The 24,457-nt window shown below is 50.6% G+C and carries 21 protein-coding genes; 17 read left to right on the top strand and 4 right to left on the bottom strand.

Annotated elements, in window-relative coordinates; genetic code table 11:
• The first annotated feature begins 83 nt into the window (after positions 1-83).
• The 5 genes from ACYQ27_RS09685 (at position 84) to ACYQ27_RS09665 (ending at position 5,791) form a co-directional block, all read left to right on the top strand.
• Positions 84-1,085: a mevalonate kinase gene (locus tag ACYQ27_RS09685; protein ID WP_460041550.1), complete on the top strand. Its 1,002-nt coding sequence runs from the start codon at positions 84-86 to the stop codon at positions 1,083-1,085.
• Positions 1,082-1,879 (top strand): isopentenyl phosphate kinase, encoded by a 798-nt coding sequence (locus ACYQ27_RS09680; protein WP_456394951.1) that lies wholly within the window; start codon positions 1,082-1,084, stop codon positions 1,877-1,879. Before ACYQ27_RS09685 ends, ACYQ27_RS09680 begins: the two co-directional genes overlap by 4 nt.
• A gap of 152 nt (positions 1,880-2,031) precedes the next feature.
• On the top strand, positions 2,032-3,168 hold the full coding sequence (gene fni / locus ACYQ27_RS09675) for a type 2 isopentenyl-diphosphate Delta-isomerase (RefSeq protein ID WP_456453864.1): 1,137 nt from the start codon (positions 2,032-2,034) through the stop codon (positions 3,166-3,168).
• A gap of 262 nt (positions 3,169-3,430) precedes the next feature.
• Positions 3,431-4,753 (top strand): RNase J family beta-CASP ribonuclease, encoded by a 1,323-nt coding sequence (locus tag ACYQ27_RS09670; RefSeq protein WP_456453863.1) that lies wholly within the window; start codon positions 3,431-3,433, stop codon positions 4,751-4,753.
• A gap of 9 nt (positions 4,754-4,762) precedes the next feature.
• Positions 4,763-5,791 carry a polyprenyl synthetase family protein gene (locus ACYQ27_RS09665; protein WP_456453862.1) on the top strand — a complete coding sequence of 343 codons (1,029 nt, stop codon included), beginning with the start codon at positions 4,763-4,765 and terminating at the stop codon, positions 5,789-5,791.
• Positions 5,792-5,819: 28 nt separating this feature from the next.
• On the opposite strand, the gene ACYQ27_RS09660 is transcribed toward ACYQ27_RS09665, so the two are convergent.
• Positions 5,820-6,143, bottom strand: a complete 324-nt coding sequence (locus ACYQ27_RS09660) for a cupin domain-containing protein (RefSeq protein WP_456453861.1) — start codon at positions 6,141-6,143, stop codon at positions 5,820-5,822.
• 248 nt (positions 6,144-6,391) lie between these two features.
• Between ACYQ27_RS09660 and ACYQ27_RS09655 the strand changes: the two genes are divergently transcribed.
• The 5 genes from ACYQ27_RS09655 (at position 6,392) to ACYQ27_RS09635 (ending at position 13,279) form a co-directional block, all read left to right on the top strand.
• Positions 6,392-8,464 (top strand): hydantoinase/oxoprolinase family protein, encoded by a 2,073-nt coding sequence (locus ACYQ27_RS09655; RefSeq protein WP_456453860.1) that lies wholly within the window; start codon positions 6,392-6,394, stop codon positions 8,462-8,464.
• Positions 8,465-8,468: 4 nt separating this feature from the next.
• Complete coding sequence (locus tag ACYQ27_RS09650; RefSeq protein WP_456453859.1) at positions 8,469-10,202, top strand: hydantoinase B/oxoprolinase family protein; 1,734 nt, start codon at positions 8,469-8,471, stop codon at positions 10,200-10,202.
• The gene (locus ACYQ27_RS09645) at positions 10,202-11,293 is read left to right on the top strand and encodes a M24 family metallopeptidase (RefSeq protein ID WP_456453858.1); all 1,092 of its coding nucleotides are present in this window, start codon (positions 10,202-10,204) and stop codon (positions 11,291-11,293) included. The genes ACYQ27_RS09650 and ACYQ27_RS09645 overlap by 1 nt, the downstream gene beginning before the upstream one ends.
• A gap of 31 nt (positions 11,294-11,324) precedes the next feature.
• A complete protein-coding gene (locus tag ACYQ27_RS09640) occupies positions 11,325-12,641 on the top strand; it encodes a purine-cytosine permease family protein (RefSeq protein ID WP_456453857.1) in 1,317 nt (438 codons plus the stop codon).
• A gap of 107 nt (positions 12,642-12,748) precedes the next feature.
• Positions 12,749-13,279: an Lrp/AsnC family transcriptional regulator gene (locus ACYQ27_RS09635; RefSeq protein WP_456453856.1), complete on the top strand. Its 531-nt coding sequence runs from the start codon at positions 12,749-12,751 to the stop codon at positions 13,277-13,279.
• Between the two features lie 28 nt (positions 13,280-13,307).
• Here ACYQ27_RS09635 and ACYQ27_RS09630 read toward each other — a convergent pair whose 3' ends face one another.
• Entirely contained in the window at positions 13,308-14,111 is an 804-nt protein-coding gene (locus ACYQ27_RS09630) for a class I SAM-dependent methyltransferase (RefSeq protein ID WP_460041859.1), read from the bottom strand.
• 333 nt (positions 14,112-14,444) lie between these two features.
• On the opposite strand from ACYQ27_RS09630, the gene ACYQ27_RS09625 reads away from it, so the two are divergent.
• Positions 14,445-15,728: a phospholipase D-like domain-containing protein gene (locus ACYQ27_RS09625; RefSeq protein ID WP_460041549.1), complete on the top strand. Its 1,284-nt coding sequence runs from the start codon at positions 14,445-14,447 to the stop codon at positions 15,726-15,728.
• Between the two features lie 46 nt (positions 15,729-15,774).
• Positions 15,775-16,332: a hypothetical protein gene (locus ACYQ27_RS09620; protein WP_460041548.1), complete on the top strand. Its 558-nt coding sequence runs from the start codon at positions 15,775-15,777 to the stop codon at positions 16,330-16,332.
• 14 nt (positions 16,333-16,346) lie between these two features.
• On the opposite strand, the gene leuS is transcribed toward ACYQ27_RS09620, so the two are convergent.
• Complete coding sequence (gene leuS, locus ACYQ27_RS09615) at positions 16,347-19,235, bottom strand: leucine--tRNA ligase (protein ID WP_460041547.1); 2,889 nt, start codon at positions 19,233-19,235, stop codon at positions 16,347-16,349.
• 219 nt (positions 19,236-19,454) lie between these two features.
• On the opposite strand from leuS, the gene dmpI reads away from it, so the two are divergent.
• Positions 19,455-19,652: a 4-oxalocrotonate tautomerase DmpI gene (dmpI, locus tag ACYQ27_RS09610; RefSeq protein ID WP_456395577.1), complete on the top strand. Its 198-nt coding sequence runs from the start codon at positions 19,455-19,457 to the stop codon at positions 19,650-19,652.
• A complete protein-coding gene (locus ACYQ27_RS09605; protein ID WP_460041546.1) occupies positions 19,636-21,231 on the top strand; it encodes an amidohydrolase in 1,596 nt (531 codons plus the stop codon). Before dmpI ends, ACYQ27_RS09605 begins: the two co-directional genes overlap by 17 nt.
• Here ACYQ27_RS09605 and ACYQ27_RS09600 read toward each other — a convergent pair.
• On the bottom strand, positions 21,228-22,295 hold the full coding sequence (locus tag ACYQ27_RS09600) for a M24 family metallopeptidase (RefSeq protein WP_460041545.1): 1,068 nt from the start codon (positions 22,293-22,295) through the stop codon (positions 21,228-21,230). The two genes, ACYQ27_RS09605 and ACYQ27_RS09600, sit on opposite strands and share 4 nt — an antisense overlap.
• Before the next feature lie 74 nt (positions 22,296-22,369).
• Between ACYQ27_RS09600 and ACYQ27_RS09595 the strand changes: the two genes are divergently transcribed.
• The 3 genes from ACYQ27_RS09595 (at position 22,370) to ACYQ27_RS09585 (ending at position 24,436) form a co-directional block, all read left to right on the top strand.
• Positions 22,370-23,131 (top strand): SAP domain-containing protein, encoded by a 762-nt coding sequence (locus ACYQ27_RS09595; protein WP_460041544.1) that lies wholly within the window; start codon positions 22,370-22,372, stop codon positions 23,129-23,131.
• Positions 23,132-23,240: 109 nt separating this feature from the next.
• A complete protein-coding gene (locus ACYQ27_RS09590) occupies positions 23,241-23,825 on the top strand; it encodes a 50S ribosomal protein L15e (RefSeq protein ID WP_460041543.1) in 585 nt (194 codons plus the stop codon).
• A gap of 218 nt (positions 23,826-24,043) precedes the next feature.
• On the top strand, positions 24,044-24,436 hold the full coding sequence (locus ACYQ27_RS09585) for a 30S ribosomal protein S8e (protein WP_456453721.1): 393 nt from the start codon (positions 24,044-24,046) through the stop codon (positions 24,434-24,436).
• Positions 24,437-24,457: the final 21 nt, after the last annotated feature.

Below are 24,457 nucleotides of genomic sequence, written 5' to 3'. Positions count from 1 at the left end.
CTGGCTTTTGAGGTGCTCCATGAGCACTTGGAGGACATTTACGAGTTCGTTGCACTGATTGAAAAATTCTTGGAGGGTCAGAAATGAGGGTTTTAGCTTCTGCACCCGCTAAAATTATACTCTTCGGCGAGCACAGCGTCGTTTACGGAAAGCCCGCGATAGCCGCTGCCATAGATTTGAGAACCTACGTTAGAGCGGAGTTCAACAGCAATGGGGCGATAAAGATTGAAGCGAAGGACATACGCGTTCCTGGTTTGACCGTTTCCTTCTCCGAGGATGAGATATACTTCGAGAGCGACTACGGGAAAGCTGCTGAGGTTCTCAGCTACGTCAGGCAGGCGATAGAGCTGGTGAGGGAGGAAGCTGGCAAGGACAAGGGTGTAACGGTCTCGATAACGTCCCAGATTCCTGTTGGAGCGGGCCTTGGAAGCTCTGCGGCGGTAGCTGTTGCCACCATCGGAGCCGTTTCGAGACTCTTCGGCCTGGAGCTTACCAACGAGGAGATAGGAAAACTCGGCCACAGGGTTGAGCTCCTCGTTCAGGGGGCATCGAGCGGGATAGACCCGACCGTCTCGGCCATAGGCGGCTTCATCCACTACGAGAAGGGGAACTTCGAGCACCTCCCCTTCATGGAGCTGCCCATAGTTGTGGGCTACACCGGCTCAAGCGGCTCCACCAAGGAGCTCGTTGCAATGGTGAGGAGAACCTACGAGGAGATGCCGGAGGTTATAGATCCCCTTCTCGTTGCGATGGGCAAGATAGTCGAGAAGGCTAAGGAGTTCATAATTTCCGACCTCGACGAAGAGCTCCGCTTAGTCCAGCTCGGAAGGCTCATGAACATCAACCACGGCCTCTTAGACGCCCTTGGAGTTTCAACAAAGAAGCTCAGCGAGCTGGTTTATGCCGCGAGGGTTGCGGGGGCGATAGGCGCTAAAATAACCGGTGCCGGCGGTGGTGGCTGTATGTACGCTTTAGCCCCGGAGAACCAGAGCGAGGTTGCAACGGCCATAACGATAGCCGGCGGGACGCCGATGATAACGAGGATAAGCCGTGAAGGGCTTCGCATAGAGGAGGTTCTGCCATGATAATCGTCAAGGTCGGCGGCAGCGTCTTCAGCGATAAGAAGGGTGAGCCCGGGAACTTCGACCGTGAAACTGTGGGGAACATAGCTAAGGAGATAGCGGGCTTTTACCCCCGCGAGAGCTTCATCATCGTCCACGGAGGAGGGAGCTTCGGGCATCCTGAGGCGAAGAAGTATAAGATACGGGAGGGCCTTCCTGAGGACTGGGAGAGGGCCAGCTTCCGGAGGATAGGCTTTACGCTCACCCACCAGGCCATGCTCAGGGCCAACGCTCGCTTTATAGAGGCCTTCGTGCGCGAGGGCTTGCCGGCTTTTTCCGTCTCAACTTCCTCCGTTTTCATAACCGAGAACGGCGAGGTAACCTACGGGGACCTTGAGGTCGTGGAAAGACTTCTGGAGCTGGGCTTCATCCCCGTTCTTTTCGGGGACGTCTCGATAGACCTCGCGAAGGGCATCGACATCCTTTCAGGCGATCAAATAATAACCTACCTCTCCAAGATGCTCGAACCGGAGAAGGTGATCTTCCTTATGGACGTCGACGGAATCTACGACGGAAAGCCCGGTGAAGGGGGGCTGATCCAGAACCTCTCGAAGGACGAGATACCCGCTCTCCTCGAAAGGCTCCACTGCACCGCTGCCGGAACCGATGTCACCGGCGGTATCTGCAACAAGCTGAGCGAAGCTGAGAAGATAGCCGAGCACTCAGAGGTGTGGTTCGTAAACGGCAAAGTCCCGGGGAGGCTGAGCGGGGCGATAAGGGGCGATGGCTTCGGGACGAGGATAAATCCTGAAAGTTAGTCTCTTACTCCTCTTTCTGGTGGGTTTAGCTGCTTTGATGTTGGTTTGGATAAACTTTGCCATAAAGATATTCTGGAAAAGAGTCAGCCGATAGAAAACGAGCATCCAAAAACCTCTTAACTTTTCCCGCCATTCTTCCGTTGGTGGTATGAATGCAGGCGTTCGATAGGGAAGAACTCACGATCATCAGGAAGTTCGAGCACATAGAGCACTGCCTTAAAAGAAACGTCCAGGCCCACGTTTCCAACGGTTTTGAAGATGTCCACTTCGTCCACATGAGTTTGCCCGAGATAGACAAGGACGAGATAGACCTGAGCGTCGAGTTCCTAGGGAGGCGCTTTGACTATCCGATTTTCATAGCCGGCATGACCGGCGGAACAAGGGGCTCCCAGCTGGCCGGAAAGATAAACAGGACTTTAGCGAAGGCCGCTCAGGAACTGAACATCCCGATGGGCGTCGGCAGTCAGAGGGCAATGATAAGGAAGCCCGAGACCTGGGAGAGCTACTACGTTAGAGACGTTGCCCCCGACGTTTTTCTCGTCGGAAACCTCGGCGCTCCGCAGTTCTCGGAGACCATTCCGGGGCGCTACGGCATAGAGGAGGCGTTAAAGGCGGTGGAGACGATTCAGGCCGATGCCCTCGCTATACACATGAACCCCCTTCAGGAGAGCGTCCAGCCGGAAGGAGACACGCAGTATCGGGGTGTTCTTAAAGCTTTGGCGGAGCTTAAGGCCGAGTTTCCATACCCGATAATAGCTAAGGAAACGGGGGCAGGGGTTTCAAAGGAAGTCGCGGTAAGGATTGAGAGCATCGGCATTGATGCCATCGATGTCGGCGGCCTCGGAGGAACGAGCTGGAGCGCCGTTGAGTACTACCGTGCCAAGGACGGGATGGGAAGGAATCTCGCCCTTAAGTTCTGGGACTGGGGGATTAAGACCGCTATAAGCGTCGCTGAGGTTCGCTACTCAACGGATCTGCCCATCATAGCCACCGGTGGCATGCGCGATGGCATAACGATGGCAAAGGCACTGGCGATGGGCGCGAGCTTTGCAGGCGTTGCTCTGCCCCTTCTAAAACCAGCGGTGAAGGGCGACGTTGAGGGCGTCATCAAGGTTCTCAGGCGCTACATCGAGGAAATAAGGAACGCAATGTTTTTAGTGGGAGCTAAAAACGTCGAGGAGCTCAGAAAGGTTCCTCTCGTGATTACGGGATTCACACGGGAGTGGCTTGAGCAGAGGATTTATTTGAGGGGGTATCTGAGGAGCCGATGTGCCCCTTGCGGTTCTTAATGTCTTGTCCATGGCTTTTTATTTTATTGTGAGCACATGATTTTTGGCGGGACGACGGCTTCTGTCTGTGTTGCATTCCAGCGCGGCCTCTTCTGTTTTCTTTTTCCCTTTTGTCTGGAACACCGCAGTTACCGGGCATACACCGGTTGTCCTAACAATTATGCAACTCCAAAATGCACACCTTTTTAAACCCCGCCCTCAACTATTACTCAGCGTGGCCTTATGCTCGTCTGAGCTTAGAGGCCAGAAGGGAGGATAAGATATGATAAAGATACACACACTTAGCGGTTACGAGGAAGTAGGAAAGAACATGACTGCCGTTGAATACAACGGAGAGGTTGTTATAATCGATATGGGGATCAGGCTTGACCGTGTTCTGATCCATGAGGATGTTAGCATTCAGCACTTTCCGACAAAGGAGCTCCAGAAGCTTGGAGCTATCCCGGATGATAGATCAATCAGAGATAAGAAGGTTGTGGCGATAGCTTTTTCTCACGGCCACCTTGATCACATCGGTGCGGTGGCAAAGCTTGCCCCCCACTACCCCAATGTGCCAATTTACGGCACGCCCTACACAATAAAGCTCGCCAAGAGCGAGGTCAAAAGCGAGCAGTACTTCGAGGTTAAAAACCCCATGTATGAAACCCACTACGGCGAAATCGTGCAGGTGAGCGAGAACCTCGCGATAGAGTTTGTCCAGATAACCCATTCGATTCCCCAGTCTTCCATGGTTGTCGTGCACACTCCTGAGGGAGCCGTCGTCTATGCATGCGACTACAAATTTGACAATAACAACCCCCTTGGAGAGAGACCCGATTATAAACGCCTGAAGGAGCTCGGGAAGGAGGGTGTTAAGGTTCTGATTCCGGAATCCACCCGCGTTGCCCAGCCGACAAAGACACCGAGCGAGGCTGTTGCAAAGATGCTAATTGAGGATTTCTTTCTCTATGAGGGAATGGAGGAGAACGGTCTAATAACAACGACGTTTGCCTCTCATATAGCCCGTCTTCAGGAGCTGATTGAGGTTTCAAACGCCATGGGCAGGCAGGCCGTGCTGATAGGCCGCTCGCTCGCAAAATACACCGGAATAGCCAAGCAGCTCGGCCTCATCAAAATGAAGGGTTCGCGGGTTCTGAGGAGCCCGAATGCCATCAAAAAGGTTCTCAAGGAGGTCTCCGGAGCGAGGGAGAACTACCTCCTCATAGTCACAGGCCACCAGGGGGAGCCGGGAGCGGTTTTAACGAGGATGGCAAACGGTGAGCTCTATGATATCGGCAGGGATGATACTGTTGTCTTCTCCGCAGGGGTTATTCCCAATCCCCTCAACGTGGCCCAGCGGTATGCACTGGAGACAAAGCTTAAAATGAAGGGTGTGAGAATGATTAAAGACTTACATGTTTCAGGCCATGCGAGCAGGGAAGACCACCGCTACCTGGTCAGAATCCTCAATCCTGAAAATATAATCCCGGCACACGGCGACTTCAGAATGCTAACCCACTATGCCGAGCTTGCTGAAGAGGAAGGTTATTTAATAGGAAGGGATGTCTTTGTATCGAGGAACGGGTACTCTGTGGAAATAGGGTGAGGTGATAAAATGGGAAAGTTTGATGCTCTCTTCAGGAGGATAAAGGAGCAGGCAGGGATTGTTGATGATGTCATATTCAAACTTATCCCTGAAAAAGACCCCGAAGAGCTCTACAGTGCGGTAAGACACTACCCCCTTGCTGGGGGGAAGAGAGTCAGACCGTTTGTCGTCCTCAGGGCGGCTGAAGCTGTTGGCGGCGACCCTGAAAAGGCGCTCTACCCGGCAGCTGCGGTGGAGCTCCTTCACAACTACTCCCTTGTTCATGACGACATAATGGACATGGATGAGTTGCGCAGAGGGAGGCCAACCGTGCATAAGCTCTGGGGAGTCAACATGGCGATTTTAGCGGGAGACCTGCTGTTCTCAAAGGTTTTTGAGGCCATAGCAAAGACGCCTGTGGAACCTTCAAAGGTGGTCAGGATTCTGGACGTCATGGCAAAGACCTCAAATGAGCTCTGCGAAGGGCAGGCACTGGATATTGAGTTCGAAACCCGGGAGGAGGTTTCCGTTGAGGAGTATCTCAGAATGATAAGCGGGAAAACGGGGGCACTTTTTGACGGTTCGGCGACGATAGGGGCTATAGTTGGGACGGACAACGAGGAGTACATACAGGCTCTGTCAAAGTGGGGCAGAAACGTGGGTATAGCATTCCAGATATGGGACGACGTGCTCGACCTAATAGCCGACGAGGAGAAGCTCGGGAAGCCCGTGGGGAGCGACATAAGAAAGGGCAAGAAGACGCTCATAGTCAGCCACTTCTTTGACAATGCGAGCGAGGAGGACAAGGAGGAGTTCCTGAAGGTCTTTGGAAAATATGCGGGAGATGCAAAGGGCGACGCTTTAATCCATGAGGACATCATGGGAGAGGTGGCCAGAGCCATAGAACTCCTGCGGAAGTACGGCAGCATTGACTATGCGGCGGAATACGCCAAGAACCTCGTGAAAGAGGCCAACGAAGCATTAAAGGTTCTTCCGGAGAGCGAGGCGAGGAAGGATTTGGAGCTTCTCGCGGAATTTTTGGTGGAGAGGGAATTCTGAGCTTTATCCTCCATTGCTTTTGAGTTTGTTAAACTTTAACAAGCATCCACAGAACTTTGGCAGGTTTATCCGTTTTGTTCACCGTGTAATGGGGGGTGTTGGGTTCGTTGTATATGAATTCTCCACTCCTTGCTGGGAATTCCCCCTTATCTGTAACCAGCGTAACTTCGCCTTCGATGATATAGGCAAATTCATGATGCTCCTTATGGAGGCTGAGTCCTTCCTCCGGAAGTCTGGCGTGTGGGGGCATTGTGAGTATTCCAGCTTGAATTTTCTCATTTACGTTGAGAATCTCCACTGCCTGTCCAGCATTCTCCATCCACCTTTTATTAAGATTGAACACTTTAACCATATCAGTTACCTCCTTTAAAATTTCAAATTTTTGTCAAATCTGGTTCTATAAAAGGGTTATGTGTTAAGTTTTAACTCAAATAAATGCACAAATTTAGCTTTAACCGTTACTATAGTCAAACTCTGTATAGGTATAGTAGTTAAATATTGCTCAAAAATATTTAAATAATATCAGCGTATTTTCGTATTTGTATATAATTTGGGCGCATAATATGGAAAATTTAAACATACACTCCAGGAGGCGAAACCATGGGGTATAGATTGGGTGTTGATATCGGCGGTGCTTTTACGGACCTAGTTGGGTATGACGATGAGAGCGGTGATTTCGTATGGGTAAAAGGAGAAACTACGCCCTTTGAACCTTCAGTGGGTGTTTTAAATACCGTTAGGAAGAGCCAGCTCGACATGTCCAATGTGACAATGGTTATTCACGGCCAGACCCTTGTCATAAACTCCATAATTACGAGGGATGGTGCCAAAGTTGGATTGCTAACCACATGGGGCCATAGGGACGTTCTGGAACTGCAGAGAGCCAACCGGAGGGACATGTATAACTTCAGATACAGAAAACCCAAGCCATTTGTACCGCGGTATCTGAGCCTTGAGATTAATGAAAGGATACTGGGTGATGGAAGTGTGCTCAAGCCATTGGATGTTGAAGGGGTAAGGGAAGCCGTCAAGAAGCTCCTAGGTGAGGGTGTTGAATCAATATGCATCAGCTTTCTCAACTCATACGCAAATCCAGAGCATGAAATTGAAGCGGCTAAAATTGTTAAAGAAGTTTTGAAAGAGGAAGGCAGGGAGGATGTGCCCGTAACACTGGCCCATGAAATCACGAGGGAATGGGGTGAATATGAGCGCACCAGCACAGCTGTGCTCAATGCCTTTGTTAAGCCCAAGATGGTGCGTTACCTATCGATACTTGAAAAGGAAATAAGGGGCATGGGGTATGAGGGTTCTTTCTTCTCTATGCTCTCTAACGGTGGAATGGCCTCCTTTGATTTTGTCAAGGAGTTTCCGATATACTCGATAGAGTCGGGGCCGATTGCGGGAGTTATTGGAGGCATAGCAATAGCCGAACTTTTAGGTGAAAGGAACGTGATCATCCTCGATGGGGGAAGCACCACGACAAAGGCCAGCCTCGTTGAGAATCTGACACCAAAGGTTCACAGCGAATACTTTGTGGGACGTGATAAATTCAACCCCGGCTATCCCGTGAAGGTTCCTGTAATAGAGATCGAGGAGGTTGGAAATGGAGGGACGAGTATAGCATGGATCGATGAAGTTGGAAATCTGAGGGTAGGCCCGAAGGCTATGGGTGCCGACCCCGGCCCGGCATGCTACGGAAAGGGGGGAGAAGAACCAACGGTTACCGATGCGTATGCTATAAACGGCCTCATCAATCCTGAATACCTGCTGGGTGGTGAGATGAAGATATACAGGGATTTGGCTGTGAAGGCTGTGAAGAAGATAGCCGATTACTATAACATCTCTGTTGAGGAAGCCGCTGAGGGCATCGTTAAGATTGCAAATGAAAACGCCGCCAATGCAATAAGGATAATCTCCGTGCAGAAGGGTTATGATCCCAGGGAGTTCTCCTTGATAGCTCACGGTGGTTCTGGGCCGATGTTTGCCCCGTTCATAGCCGAGGATCTTGAAATCAAAAAGATAATAATCCCAACCATCCCACCCGGGGTTTTCTCGGCATGGGGAATGCTTCTGACGGATATAAGGCACGATGTTATTACAACAAACGTCCTTAAGGTTGGGCCTGAAAGCGTTGAGGCCATCAATGAAACGTATTCCCAGGTCGACAGCAGGCTAACCAGAATTTTTGAGGAGGAGGAAGGTTTTGGTGTTGAGGATCTGGTAATATTCCACTATGCCGACATGAGGTACAAAGGACAGGAGCACACCGTTAAGGTGCCGATAAAGAGTGGTGTCATTGAAGAGAAGGACATCCCGGACATTATAGAGAAGTTCCATGTGTATCATGAGAGAGCATACAGCTTCAGGCTTCCAGACAGTCCTGTTGAGATAGTGAACTTCCATGGGGTTGGTGTCGTAAAAGTCAAACGGCCGGCAATAAGGGAGATTAGGAAAGCGGAATTCTCAGTGGACGATGCTATAAAAGAACAGAGGGATGTTTTCATACACGGTGATTTCATTAACATGCCCGTGTTTGACAGGAGGAAGATACCTGTTGAAAAGAGGATCAGAGGACCTGCTATTCTTGAAGATCCAACATCAACAGTGCTTGTCCTCGAAAATCAGGAGCTTATGAGGGATAGATACGGAAACATCATCATTTATAGGGGGTGATTGAATGAGTGTGGATCCTTTCACTCTGGAGATAATAAAGAACGGTCTTGTCGTTGCCAATGAGGAGATGTTCCAGGCCTTTGCAAGAACGGCCAAGAGTCCGGTTATATATGAAGTCTTGGACTTTGCAGTTGGCATGACAGACTCCGAAGGAAAACTCATTGCCCAAGCTCCCGGTGTCCCGGCGTTCTCGGGAGTCCTGGATTTTGCCGCCAGGGAGGTGCTGGAGAAATGGGGAAGCGACCTTCACCCGGGAGACGTCATTGTGAGTAACGTGCCCTATGAATCAGGAACCCATCTGAACGACGTAACCTTGGCTTTGCCTGTTTTCTATAGGGATGAGCTCATTGGAATGATACTGAACAAGGGGCACTGGACTGAAGTTGGGGGCATGGCTTTTGGAAGCTGGAACCCCAACGCCACGGAGATATATCAGGAAGGAATTCAGCTCCCCTGTGTTAAGCTCTACAAGGAAGGAAAGCCAAACAGGGATGTTATAGACATAATCCTTGAAAACTCAAGGATGCCTGAGTACACGCTCGGGGATATGGAGGCGCAGGCAGCATCAATGAAGGTTGCTGAGAGAAGGATACAGTCCCTGATTGAAAAATACGGCGTTGATAACGTGTTGCTGGCGATGAAAAAACTCCTTAGAGATGGGGAGAAGTATGCACTCCTGAAGCTCAAGGAACTGCCGAAGGGAGTGTTTGAGGCGGAGGATTACATCGACAGTTCAATTGCCGGGACTGAAGAGCCCGTCTATGTGAGGGCGAAGATCACAATAACGGATGAGGAGTTCATTGTCGACTTCACGGGAAGTGCTGAGCAGGTCACGAGTCCCATAAACTCTCCTTACCCGGCAACGGTTTCAGGCGTTAGGGAGGTTTACATGGCCCTAACCGACCCCCATGCCTATCCAAACGGTGGGTTCTTCAGCCCCTTGAAGGTTATAGCCCCTGAAGGCACCATATTCCATCCAATAAAACCTGCCCCCACGTCAACAGACTGGGAGGCCATAGCCTTTGCAACTGACTTGGTCTGGAAAGCACTGGCACCTCACGTCCCGGAAAAACTAACAGCGGGTCACTTCCTCTCGATAATAGCAACGATAGTCGGTGGCATCAATGACAGAACAGGAGAGCCATTTGCCATTGTTGAACCTCAGCCCGGAGGATGGGGTGCAGGCTATGACATGGACGGAACAAGCGGCCTCGTGGCCTGTGGAGATGGGGAAACATACATAGCCTCGTCTGAGGTCTATGAGCGGAACTTCCCGATTCTCGTTGAGAGATATATGCTGAACGTTGAGGATGGGGTTGGACATGGAAAACACAGGGGTGGCTTTGGTGTCATCAGGGAATACAGAATCCTGAACAGCCAGGCCCTGGTTACAATTCAGGTGGGCAGGCATGACTTCCCGCCGTGGGGTGTTGATGGCGGCCTTCCCGGACCCGGTAACAGGGTTATTGTATACCGGGACGGAAAGGGAGAGGAGATACGCAGGATCTCAGCAGAGCTGCTGAAGAAAGGAGATCTGATAAGCATCAGAACCTCTGGTGGCGGAGGCTGGGGCGATCCCCTTGAAAGGGATCCGGAGCTTGTTCTTGAGGACTACAGAAATGACCTGATTTTCCTTGAAACTGCGAGGGAAGTTTATGGTGTCGTTATTGATCCAGAACGGATGGAGATTGACTGGGAAAAAACAAAATCCCTGAGGGAACGGAGGAGGAAGGGCTGATGGACTATTGGAGGAGGCTCTTGAAACTTCAGGAGATGATGAAAGAAAGGGAAGCCGGTGGGGCCCTCATCGCCCCTGGCTCCAACTTCTATTACCTCACGGGAATAAACCCTCTTGGATCACTGGAGCGGCTTTTCCTTTTGCTCATTCCTGCGGAAGGGGAACCGGTCATAATAGCTCCCAAGCTGTATGAAAATGAGCTCAGTGAATGGGAATTCGGCAGAGTTTTCCTCTGGCGCGACGGGGAGAACCCTTACACAATCTTCGGCAAAATCTTCGCTGAGAGTATTCCAAGGAAAGGCAAAGTACTTGTGGATGACAACATGCCTGTTGGAATACTCTTAAAAGCTGAGTTTCTTAAAAACTACGAGCTAGGCACCCTTAACTCGCTTCTCTCAAAGCTCAGAATTATTAAAAGCGGTGAAGAGACCAGACTCCTAAAAAGAGCAGCTGAGATTGTTGATAAAGTCTTCTACGCTCTAATAGATGAAAAGATCGAGGGAAGGAGTGAGAGGGAGCTCGCCGCATGGATCGAGTATCTCATAAAAAGCCTCGGAGCCGATGGGGTTTCTTTTGAACCAATCGTGGCATCAGGGCCGAATGGTGCAAATCCGCATCACAGACCAAGCGATCGGAAGATCCTGCGGGGAGATGTTGTTGTCCTCGATTATGGTGCCAGATACAAGGGCTACTGCTCCGACATAACGAGGACTGTGGTGATTGGAGAACCTTCTGAAGAAGTGAAGAGGGTCTATGAAACGGTTAAGGAAGCTCAGGAGAGGGCTTTCCAAACCGTAAGAGATGGCATAGCTGCTGGAGATGTTGACAGGGCTGCGAGGGAGACTATAGTCAAAGCGGGTTATGGAGAGTACTTTACCCACAGGACAGGACACGGTCTTGGCCTTGATGTGCATGAAGAGCCATACATTTCACCGGGTGCTTCCACAGTTCTCCGTGAAGGTATGGTTTTCACAATTGAGCCGGGGATTTATCTTCCGGGGAAATTTGGGATTAGGATAGAGGATGATGTTCTTGTAAATGGAATGGGGGTCCGGCTTACTGGAGCTGAAAGGGAGCTGATGCGTATTTGATTATCTTTATAGCTTTGTGGAGGTGTGAAATTTGGGAATAGTAGAAAAGTTGAAGACATCGGAAGAGAAAGATAGAGCCATAGATATGGTGCCGCTGACAAGCAGAGAGTCTTGGATAAGCCCTGCAGTAGTATATGCAGGTGTTGAGTTCTGCCTTCCTGTTGTTATGGTAGGAGCGGGACTCATAAAAGGCCTAAGCGTCAAAGAAGTTGCGGCAGTTGTGGCATTAGCCCTCTTTATTACGTGGATAGGAGATGCACTCCAGGCATATATCGGCGCAAAAGTCGGAAGACCATCTACAGTTATAGCCCGACAGGCTTTTGGCAGTCTTCAAGCAAGGACTTTAATAGCACTTGCAGTGATTCTAATGGGTCTTGGATGGTGGGGAATTCAAACCGCAGTTATGGGGAATGCAATATGTGCAGCTTTGGGCATTAACTACCAGGCAAACTGGGCTGCGTGGGCAGTTATAACCTTAATACTCGGGATAATCTTTGCAATTCCAGCAATTATCGGGTATACGTCAATAAAGTGGACTGACTATCTGGCGGTTCCAATAGGACTGTTCATATTTGGTCTTGGTGTCTATCTCTCAATAAGGCTTCATGGCGTTTCAGGTATAGCAGGCTGGAAGCCATCACATGCCATGGCGTGGACATTGGCTGTTTCAACAGTCATAGGTGTCAATGTATGTCAGTGGGTTATGATATCGGACTATAGCAGAATGTGCAAACCAACATGGAAGGATGCAGCGCTCATGCCATCATTGACTATGATAGTGGGCTTCGTTCTCATGATCGTTGGTGCTATAATGGCAGTGGGCGTGGGATCGTGGGATATAGTTGCTGTTATGGTTGCACTGGGTTATCCCTTCTGGGCATACTTCATGATGTTCATTGCTCAGTGGACTACACAGATTGTCAATGTTTACACGCCAGGACTGGCTCTTTCCAACATGCTTAACCTTAGAACGGGCAGAGGGAGAGCAATAGCAACAGCTGCCTTAACTGTGATAGGCATAATCCTTGCTCTTGCAGGTATTCTCGGCAGATATATGCAGTTTCTCCTGCTGCTTGGCATTGTTTTTCCGGCAATGGCTGCAATTATAATGACAGACTTCTTTGTACTTAGAAAGGAGGAGTGGGAGGACATTGAGGGATGGAATTGGATAGCAACATTAACACTTGCTATTGGCATTGTAGTTGGATATTACATGCAGTACAGGCATTTTGTCGGGATACCCCCGGTACAGACATTCATACTGACAGGGATCATTTATTACATCCTAATGAAAATAAAGGCCTCAATAGCTCCAGACCAGTTCACACCAAGGCACTGGGTCTCTTGAGTCTTCTTTTTGGTCTTCTATCTTTTTGTGTTCCTTTATGGTGAAAATTGATTTTAGGTTCTAAAATCACGAAAAATTTATTTTAGTATAGCGACAAAATCATCCACATGGAGGGCCATATAATGGAGATAGAGAATGAGGAAATTCTGGTGCTGAAAAGCGTATTCAAGAACAAACTGGATGATATTGACCTTAAGATATATCAGGCACTGAGGGAGAACGGCAGAATGAGCGACACCGAGATAGCAAAGAGAATTGGGGTGTCAATAACAACCGTCCGACGCCGCAGGCTCAGGCTTCAGGAAAAGGGTTACCTGCAGATTATCGGACTTTTGCTGCTGAGGGCTGCAGACGTGGCTTATGCTGATGTGATGGTAAAGCTAAATCAGCATGCAAGAGTGGAGGAGATAAATGAGTTTCTCACAGAGGCCATTAACAATCCGAGAATATATGAGGTAACTGAGTATCTCGGAGGGGATTATGATGTTCTTCTCAGATTCCTCGAAAGTAACAACGAAAAGCTCAGATACCACATAGACAAGTTCCTGAGGAATAATAACGCCGTTGAGCGGTATATGGTTTATCCTGCAATTGGCAGTCCTAAAGCGTGGTACAAGTCATTCAAGATAAAGTTTTAATTTTGGTTTTTTAGTTTTAGTTTTAGTTTCAGCCCTCTGCCACCAGCCAGCCGATCGGCGGATGCTCCGCCCCCCTCTTCCACATTTCGTATGCTTTATCCCACCGCTCCAGAAGTTCGGTGCGCTTTTTCTCGTCTTTTATCTGCGCAACGTACTCCCTCGGGATGTATGCGAGGTAATGCGGTAGAGCCGGCTCGAAGGTTCCACTTTTGAGGAGATATCCCCCGGCCTTCTCCACGAGCTCTCCCAGCTTTTCCAGCGGGAAATAGTGCAGGTCGTCCTTTCTCCCAAAGAGGACTTCAAAGATTTCCTCGCGCAGGTTGTAGAGCTCAAGGTGGGCTTTCTGGCGCTCGTTGTTCACTATGGGAAGGCTCTCAGCTATGAAAACCCTCTCCGAAACGCGGAGCAGCTCGGAGAAGACCTTAACGATGGTTTCCTCACTCCTCAGGCTCCTCACGCCGTGGACGAGGACTGCCAAATCGAAGGCTTTAAAGGGAAAGGGAAGCTCACTGGCGTCCACCTTAAGCGGGATTATCCTGTGTTTTAACCCTGCGGCAGTGGTTACCTCCTCAAAGAAGCGCCATCTGCTCAGCTCAACGGCAACAACGCGGCCGGTTTCTCCAACTGAATAAGCTAAAGGAACAGTTGTTAGGGCATGTGCACCGCAACCCACCTCAAGCACGTTCATGCCCTCTCTAATCGGCGCAAACTGAAGGACGCGGAAGCGTTCGAGCATTTCCACATGCAACCAATCTGGTGGTAAAGGCGGCTCGTTTCGAAGCGGAATTCTTGAAAGGATTTCTCTCTTAGACCTTTCCTCTCCAGCAGGCATGGAAAACACCAAAAAATGTTAAAAACGTTCTCTTTAAGGCTTTTTTGGAGAAAAAGATTTATAAGATGGGGTTGAATTAATGGCAGGGTTGAAATTCTTCTTATTGTGGCCTCTGACGCTGGTGAGTCATCATCTTAGTTACATATTGCATGATTGCATCGTCATGCAACTCTTTTACTCGGGCTTCTTTTGAACGGTTCTAAGTGTTAAACTTATGTTGGAATAAATTTATACTCGAAAAAAAGAAAGAACAGTTACAATAAGTAATAGGAAAAATTTATAAAGCAAAGTTGCACAGTATTGAGTGCAGACAACCTCATGGAGGTGAACCATGTGAAGTGGAAGCCACTGTTCGCAGTCCTGTTAGGACTGCTGATGGTTGGAGTGACTGCTGGGAGTGCAAGTGCAGGCCTCTCAAACCTCCCCTCCGGGAAAGTGGGGCATGTAGCTTTGAATGGAGTCTATGACCCCACACCTAAAAACGGAAATGGTGTTACTTATGGAGCATCAGGAAAACTTGAATTTGATCTAAACAACCATAGGTTATATGGATGGATAGCATACAATGGCAGGAGAGTTCCGATTTTTTGGAGGTATAATGTGATTAAATCCACGGATTTCGATGGATATGCCATGTTTCCGGCAAGCAGTAGAGCAGGGAGATTAAACGTTTTGGAATTGGTTGTTTACGCCAATGGTACCGTCTGGCTTTTTGCTAGGGATTCAAATGGTGGCTTGGTGGCCCTAAAGGGTATCTCCAGAGAGCTTATTAATGCGCTTAATTGTGCGCAAGTGTCAACTTCCTCAGTCTCGGACAAGGAGTGGCTTTGGATGATATTCACACCACATGTTGAGAAGAGAGAGATACCAGTACCACCGATATCACTGCATCCGGATCGCGTGGGAACTATGTCAGCTCCAGAAACATCAACCTCACAGGAGACTTTTGAATACATATACACCGTGGGATGGTGGATTTTTAAGAGTACCCTTTACATCGATGTCGCATTGGAACTCCATGGCCCCACTATTTTGAAAGATAACGGAATGTACGGCTTTGATATCAGGATTTTGGATGAGGGAGAGATCTCCAATGGGCAAAAACACTCAAAATTTACCCCCCTCTTTGTTGGGGATGATGGGACATCTTTAACCGAACCTGTGGAGGTGGGAATAGTTGTACCACATGCCAGTTCCCTATCCTTAGAAATTCAAAAAATCTTCTTTGATTATGTTGGAGATGTGGTCCCGTCCCTTGGTAAAATAGGATTGGGATGGGACATTCTAACCGCTCCCTTTGACGGCTCTGGGATAAATCCAATAAATGCCGTGTCTCTCTTCACAAGTACAGAGCCTAAGGTGCTGTATGATAAGTTTCCACCGGCTCATCCACCAAACGTGCTTCATGCGGCCTATAGGAACATCAGGATATCTTCAAAGTCTCAGTGGCTGGGTGGGGATGTATACGTACAGCGTGCTGGGGGTAGCGGTTTAGGGGCGATTAGAGTGTATTTCAAAGCCCCGGTATATTACAGGATATCAGTCACCCAAAGCGGAGGATTCAAACGGGTGGGTCTTTTGCAGGACAGTGTGTCTCTTTCTGTTTTCAATCCATAACTCCTTTTAATTATTTACTCTATTGGTACTTCGGGGAGGTGATACAATGAAAAAGCTATGGATACTCCTGATCGTGCTCTACGCGGCTGGATTCCTGTCTGGACTGGCTCTTGAGAGTCATTACTCCACACAGCGAATCATAAACGCGCGGAATCACGCTGAAATCTCGTGTGTGAGGGAAAAGACGTTCATGGAACTTCGTGACATGGAATTCCATTCGGGGAATTCCTTGAATGCCCTTAAAACTAACTCTCCTGGAGTGTTTAACCTTTCCATGATGGAATTGGAGGGGGATCTTAGCCGGTTGTCCACCCAGCTGTCGGAGGCGGCTATATATCTCTATCCCGGTAGAAGGCCGACTGACGAAGAGATAACAAACCTCACGGATACATCTCCATGCATCAATTTCGTTGAAGCCTCTCGCGCGGCCGCTCTCGAAGGAGAAGTCAATGTATCTGCCGTTGAAGAAGGTCTTCAAATGATTCAGAGTTTTGCAAGCGAATGGCTTGATAGCGGTGATTATCCAAGTAAAGAGCTCCTCAACGCCAATAGAGAGCTTCAGGAGCAATGCAGGTTGCTACTTCCAGGGATAAAAGAGAAATAGGCGGAGGAGACTTCTCACTCCACAAACACCGCCGGCTTCAGCGGCATCGCCTGCTTTTTCTTCCCTCCCTTGTCTTCCTCCGGGTTGATGACTATCTCGACCCCGAGCTCCTTCTCCATGAAGTCCTTCGCCTCCCTCAGGGCCTTCTCCTCGCTGATGCGCTTGACGTCAAAGGCCCTCTCCTTTATCAGCCTCTGGATAAGCCTGCTGACCTCCTTGCTGTGCTTCCTCATCTCTGGGTCCTTCATCAGCTCTGTCATGGCCCCCTTGAAGTCCCTCTTTTCAGCAACAACCTCAAGGACGCGCCACTTCCACTCCGGAGCCGTGTAGATGTATGCCCTCTTGGCGTCCTCTATCTTTGCCACGCGGATTATCTCCTTGATGTCCTCTATCAGGGATTTGACGAACTCCTCCTCTGCCTCAATCGTCTCGTTCCACCACTCCGGAACCGGCTCCGGCCACTTCGCCAGGCTGACGAAGCCCTCTCCGCCGAGCTTCTCCCAGAGCTCCTCGCTGATGTGCGGTGTGAACGGAGCCATGAGCCTGACCCATACGTCGGCGAGGGTTCTCAGGACGTAGCGCTTGGCCTCGTCGTCCCTGCCCTCGGTTCTCCTCATGTACCAGCGCAGGTCATTGAGGACGCTGTAAAACGCCCACTGCACGGCAGTCCTCGTCCTGAACTCCTCCAGGGCCTGGGTGGCTCCCTCGATGGCCCTGTTCAGCCTGTGGAGCATCCACCTGTCTATGTCCTTGAGTTCGACATCCTCCTTTGTCTCATAGCCCGCGAACTCGCTCACCAGCTCGTAGAACCTTTCGACCTGCCTGCGGAGCTTACCCACCTCCTTCCTGCGCCAGTCGAAGTCGCTGTCGTGCTCGGCCAAACCCATTATGTAGAGCCTGACGACATCTGCACCGTTCTCCTCGATGGCGTCGATGAAGTTCAGCACGTTGCCCTTGCTCTTGCTCATCTTGGTGCCCTCGAGCGTTCCGAAGCCGTTGACGGCTATGCCTTTCGGCCAGTGCTCCTTTCTGAATATGGCCGTGTGGTTGAAGATGAAGAACGTCAGGTGGTTCGGGATGAGGTCTTTCGCCGAGCAGCGCCAGTCGAGCGGGTACCAGTACTCGAACTCCTCCTTCATCTCGTGGATAACCTGGGCCGGGATTCCGGTCTTCTCCTCAAGTTCCCTCTCGCGTTCCCCGCTGAACTCCTCCAGGAACAGGTAGTCGAAGAACTCCCTGTCGAGCTTCTCCGGGTCGAGCCTGCCCTCCTCCCTCAGCCTGTTCATATGTCTGCTTATCGTGTAGTAGGCCATGTAGATAGTCGAGTCGCTCAGGCTCTCGATGACCCAGTCCGGGTCCCACGGGAGCGGGGTTCCCAATCCAACTTTCCTCGCGCAGGCCTTCTTGTCGAGCCAGTCTATCACCGCCTCGAACTGGTTCCTCCTTGACTCCGGATAAACCGTCATGTTTGCCAGAGCTTCCCTAGCCTTCTCCTTCCACTCGGGGTTGCCGTAGTCGATGAACCACTGGTCGTGGATTATCTTGATGACCGCCTGGTTGCCGAACCTTGAAATGACCGGCTTCTCGGCGAACTCGTACATTATCTCGGCCTTCCCTCTCTCAAGCAGCTCCTTGGCTATCAGGTCCTTCGCCTCCTGGACGGGCTTGCCGGCGTAGGGCTCTATCTTGAAGACTCCCTTGTGGTATTCCGCTTTATAGATGTTCTTGGTGGCCTCTTCGAGCTTCCCAACGTCTCTCTGGCTTTTCACGCCGAGCCTCTCAGCCTCTTCAACCGCCGGGAAGTCGCCGTAGCCCTCAAGCTTTATCAGAGAGATGTAGCTTATCTCTTCAACAACGCGCGGGTCGATGTCGTATTTGAGCAGGATTTCGGTCTCCTTCTTGAGGTCTTCAATGGCTACATGGTCGAAGGGGGCATGGGCCGGAACGCTCATGACAACTCCGGTCGCGTTGTCTGGGTCAACGAACTCAGCCGGCAGGATTATGACCTCGTCGCCGGTGACGGGGTTCTTCACGTATTTTCCGATCAGCCTCTCACCCCTGAACTCCTCGATGACCTCTATCTCCCTGTCCTGGAAGGAGAGCTTGTACGCAGCCTCTTTGCTGATTATCCACGTCTCTTCCCTTCCGTTGCGCCGGACCTTGGCCTTTACGTAGGTTGCCTCGGGGTTCAGCCACATGTTGGTTACGCCGTATACTGTTTCAGGCCTCAGCGTTGCGGCAGGCATGTAGACTTCCTCGCCGTTCTCCTCCAGGATGAACTTGATGATGACGTAGTCGAGTATCTGAACGTCCTCACCCTCCATTATGTCGTGGTCTCCCAGGGGAGTTCCAACGACCGGGTCCCACCTCACGCGGTGCGCTCCCTTGACGACCAGTCCCTTGTCCTTGAGCGTCCAGAACTGCCACTCTATGAACTTGCTGAAGGGCGGGAAAAGAGAAGTCGTGTGGAATTCCCTGCTCCAGTCAACCGAAAAGCCCGCTCTTATGAAGGTCTCCCTTGCGGTCTTCATGAAGTATTTAACTATGTTCTTCGGGTCTTCGAATGTCCACAGGATTTCCTCCGGCACCTTGTAGACATCCCGGTAAATCCAGATGGTCTTCGGGTCACGGTGCTTTATCCTCTCGGCGATTCCGACTATCGGTGCGCCGGTTATGTGCCAGGCCATGGGGAACAGCACGTTGTAGCCCTGCATGCGCTTGAAGCGCGCTATGACGTCTGGAATCGTGTAGGTTCTCGCGTGGCCGACGTGCAAATGCCCCGATAGGTACGGGAACGCGACGGTTATGTAAAATTTATCCCTCCCATCTATTTCCGGTTCAAATGCCTTCTCCTCAAGCCATTTTTTCTGCCATTTCTCTTCAATAGCTCTGAAATCTACCATACTCCAACCTCCCTGGAGCTGTTGAACAAATGGGAGCACCAGAAAGAGCATGCATGAAAGTGCCATCTAGGGGGATTATCGAAGAAATCAGCAGCCGATGAAACGAAGGAGAACTCGATCCCCCCTCATAGGCATCGGGCTTAATATGGAGCTTGAGTATTTAAAAGTTTTGGCATGAGCTTTTTATATCCTTTCGATGAGAATCTCAACGGTGATCCCATGCCCACGGTTATTGTTGAAGGCCCGAAAATAGATGTTGGGAAGAAGAGGGAGCTCGTCAGGAGAATAACGGAGGTCATTAAAGAGGTGTATGGAATACCCCATGTTACCGTTCTGATAAAGGAGAACCCGCCCGAAAATGTCGGCATTGATGGTGAGCTCCTTCTGGATAGGAAGAGGGGTGAAGAAGTTGATTAGGGCATTCGTGAACGGGAAAATCTACGTCTCATTCAACCCCAAAAGGACTGCTGAAGCCATCTTGGTGGCTTTCGGCAGGGTTCTTTATGCGGGTTCCCGTGAAAAAGCTGAGAAAATCGCCGGAGAGCTCGGCGGGGAAATCATTGACCTCCGCGGTAAGGTCGTCCTCCCGGGGTTCATTGACTCCCACCTCCACCTTGAGGAACTCGGCATGTACCTCAACATGGCTGACCTGAGGGGCGTTGGGAGCATAGAGGAGCTCAAGGAGAGGGTTAGGGAGCACGCTAAAAAGGGCGGCACATGGATTCTCGGCCACGGCTGGGATCAGGAGCTTTTTGAGGAAAAAAGGTGGCCCACGCGCTGGGATATTGATGAAGTCGTCAAAGACAGGCCCGTGATGCTCTCACGTGTTTGCCTTCATGCCGCAGTTCTCAACACAAAGGCCATGGAAATGGCGGGGCTTTTGGATCTGGACTCCCCGGGCATCATGAGGGACGGGGAGGGAGAAGCAACGGGAGTTGTGAAGGAGGAGGCCTTTGAGCTCGCCAGGGAGAAGTTCAAGGAGACGCTGACTTTGGAGGACTACGAGCGCTTCATAAAAGACGCCGTTGAACACGCCGCTTCCCTCGGTGTCACCGCTGTGGGCACCGTGAGCGTTGAGGAGAGAACGCTGAAGGCCCTGTCGAATCTTGAGGCAAGGGGAGGGCTGAAGGTGCGTGTCTTTGCATACCTCGACCCGGGACGAAGGTCGGGGGGTATGTACGGCAGCACCGACATCCTCCGGGCCCTCAAAAAGCTTGGGATGAGATGGGGCTTTGGCGGTGGGATGCTCAAAATAAACGGCATCAAAATCCTTGCGGATGGCTCCCTCGGGGCAAGAACAGCCTGGCTTTCAATGCCTTACAGCGATGCCCGAACCCGGGGCTATCCAAACATCTCAAAGGAGACCCTCGAAGCCATCGTTAGAGAGGCTCATGAAGCGGGGCTCCAGGTTGCGGTTCATGCCATAGGGGACGCCACAATGGACATGGTTCTCGATGTGTACGAACACCTCGGAAATGCCGGGAGGCACCGCATAGAGCACGCCTCCATTTTAAGGGAAGAGCAGATTGAGCGCATTTCAAGGCTCGGCGCTGTCCTGGCTGTCCAGCCCCATTTTGTCATTACGGACTGGTGGGTTCTGGAGCGCGTTGGTGAGGAGAGAGCTGGGTGGGTGTATCCATTTAAGAGCGCCCTGAAAAAGGGCATTGTGCTCGGCCTGAGCACGGACTCCCCGATAGAGCCCCTCAACCCCTGGGAGACGGTCTATGCCGCGGTAACGCGCGGAAAATTTGAGGGAGTTCCTCTATATAAGCGTACTCCAGATGAAGCCCTGACACTGGAGGAGGCCCTGCACGCCTATACCCATGGCTCAGCCTGCATTCTGGGAGAAGAAAGGGAACTCGGCACGCTGGAGGAGGGGAAGTTTGCGGACTTCATAGTCGTGGATAGGGACCCCTTCGAGGTGGATGAAAGGGAACTGAGGAGCATAAAGGTGCTTGAAACATATGTGGGCGGAAGGAGTGTCTTCAAAGCTTAAAGCTGTATGAGCTCCCTATCCGCCTTTGTGAGCCTCCTCCCTTTTCCCTCAACGACAACGTCATCCTCAATTCTAACGCCGCCGATGCCGGGAATGTAGATGCCGGGCTCTATGGTAAATGTCATGCCATTCTCCAGCACTGTCCCGCTGTTCTGCGCTATGTATGGCTCCTCATGGACATCAAGGCCAAGACCGTGCCCTGTCCTGTGGATGAAGTACATCCCATAGCCCGCCTTTTCTATGGTCTCCCTCGCGGCCCTGTCCACCTCTCCCGCTTTGATGCCCTTCCCAACCGCCCTAAAGGCGTTTTCCTGTGCCTCCCTAACGACCCCGTAAATTTCCACAAGCCTCCCGTCGGGCCTTCCGAGGGCTATGGTGCGCGTTATGTCGGAGCAGTAGCCTTTCCACCTCGCCCCGTAGTCAAGTATCACCATGTCGCCCTTCCTTAGCCTTCTGTTTCCCGGCTCGTGGTGGGGATTGGCCGCGTTTTCACCGCTCGCCACTATCGGCGGGAAGGAGATTCCATCGCTGAGCTCCCTGATGGCGAGCTCTATCTTCAGGGCAAGCTCCCGCTCGCGCATGCCAAGCAAATCCCAGCTCAAAATCTCCTCGAAAACCCTGTCTGCTACCTTTGCCGCATGTCCCATCATCTCTATCTCGTGCTTATCCTTCCTCATGCGGAGCTCCCTCACGAGCGAGCTGAGCGGATAGAACTCGAAGGGGCCGAGACGCATGACGTTCATCAGCCAGTCCGCCCTCATAGTGTCCTCCACCAGGAGTCTGCCGTTGGAAAGGTGGAGCTCTGCCAGAATCCACGCGAGCTTGTCGTAGGGGTTCTCCCAGTCGCGCCAGAAGGTAACAGGGAAATTCATTATGGTGTTCTCGTAGAGGCTCGGCGCCAGAAGCCTGTAGTCACCGTCGGCACTTACAACCAAAACCGTGAGCCTCTCACCAGCCTCGTGTATACTCAGCCCCGTGAGGTAGTAGAGGTTCGTCCCGGGGCTTATTAGAGCACCGTCGAAGTTTTTCTCATTCATGAGGGATACGAGTCTTTGAAGGCGCATCGGTTTCACCAAGATGCCTTCTGTGCATAATATTTTTAACACATTCGGGGGATTGAAATTAATAGGTGGGGCCTATGTCTGAGGAGAGTGTAACCCTGGTAGACATTCTCGAGTGGTACTTATACAAAGAAGACTTACAACGGCTTCTTGAAGATGCAGGGCTAAAGAAATCTGGCAATAAACGAGAACTAGCTGAAAGACTAGTTTTTGAATCAGATTATGATCCTGTGTATCTGTTGTCAAAATTGACAAAAGACGAGCTATTTCTAATTTTGGATGAGGAATTTGGTATAACTCTTCCAAAGTCCACGCCAAAGCAGGCATTAATTGAGACACTATTAGAGCAACTTGATGAAACCGAACCAATAGATGAAACTCCTTCGTATGTCTCAAAAACAAAGAACAAAGGATATTCAAAAAGAAACTTGCAGAGAGAAAAGAGAGAGTATATCTTTGAGTCTATTTATGAAGCACTTAAGTCATTTAAACCTTACAGAATTGAAGGCGAGTCAGACCTCGAAAAGCAAGTTGTCGCTTATCTTAGAGGCAGTATTTCTGTTGAAGTCACACCACAAAAAGCCGGGGCAAGATATGGTGCCCTTTCTATTCCGGATATTGTTGTAGAAGACATTGCAGTTGAGATAAAATTCTTCAGAAGAGGGAGCAATCGAAGTGAGTGGGATAGAGCTATAGGGCAAATTATACGATATTATATCGAGGGGGATTATCGTGCGGTCATACTATTTGTATTGGATAACGCTGGAATAGTTCCAGAACATTCTCTTGAGGAGTACGAGAGGCTACTGCCCTGGCTTAGCATTATTGTGAAGCGATAACTCAAAAGCAAAATCCTTAAAAACTCAACCTCGAACTCACCACGACTTGGCGGGGCAAACCCGCGGGATGTTCCCGTAAGGGAGAACCACAAGCTAAGGAGGGAGCAAGATGGGAATGTACAAGTACATTAGGGAAGCCTGGAAGAGCCCCAAGAAGAGCTACGTCGGGGAGCTTCTCAAGCAGAGGATGATAAAGTGGAGGAGAGAGCCGGTCGTTGTGAGAATCGAGAGGCCGACGAGGCTTGATAGAGCAAGAAGCCTCGGCTACCAGGCCAAGCAGGGCTATGTTATGGTGCGCGTTCGCGTGAGGAAAGGCGGAAGGAAGAGGCCCAGGTGGAAGGGCGGAAGGAAGCCGAGCAAGATGGGTATGGTTAAATACAGCCCGAAGAAGAGTCTCCAGTGGATTGCCGAGGAGAAAGCGGCAAGAAAGTTCCCGAACCTTGAGGTCCTCAACAGCTACTGGGTCGGCGAGGACGGAATGTACAGGTGGTTTGAGGTCATCATGGTCGACCCGCACCACCCGGTCATCAAGGCCGATCCAAAGATAGCCTGGATTGCCGGAAAGGCCCACAAGGGCAGGGTCTTTAGAGGACTCACCTCAGCGGGCAGGAAAAGCCGCGGATTGAGGAACAAGGGTAAGGGCGCCGAGAAAATAAGGCCAAGCATTAGGGCCAACAAAGGCAAGGGCAAGTGAAGCTTCCCTGCCTTTTCTGTTGAATTTTGTTCATTTTCATTTCACATTTCATTCTGTGCAGTTTTAATAGCCCTGCTGGTCATTATCAGCGGGCGTTTAAGTGCTCTCTAACCATCTGAGACATTGCAATCTGGGCAGGAGCTCCGGCTCCCTGAGAAAAGCTTATAAACGAACCCCCCAAAGAGGCGTTAGAGTTAAGCTCATAAGAGGTGAGAGAAATGAGTATATGGCAGGGAAGGTCACTTAAAAAGCCTTCAGGTGGAAGGATCATCTTCGCAAGGAAAAAGAGAAAGAGGGAGCTCGGAAGAGAGCCGGCTTTCACGAGGGTTGCCGAGGAAAATGAAAAGAAGAAGTTTATCAGGACATACGGTGGAAACAGGAAGGTGCGTCTGGTTGAGGCGCTCTATGCCAACGTCTTCGAGAACGGCAAGGGCAGGAAGGTTAAGATACTCAACGTCATCGAGAACCCGGCCAACAGACAGTACGTCAGGAGGAACATCATCACAAAGGGTGCCATAATCGAGACCGAGGCTGGCAGGGCGATAGTTACATCAAGGCCCGGCCAGCACGGCGTTGTTAATGCCGTTCTCATAAAGGAGGAGAACGCCTGACTTTTCTTTCACTTTTAAATC

It is taken from the genome of Thermococcus atlanticus, assembly GCF_054657855.1.
The sequence above is the reverse complement of the archived record's forward strand: the minus strand, read 5'-3'. Positions and strand labels throughout refer to the sequence as shown.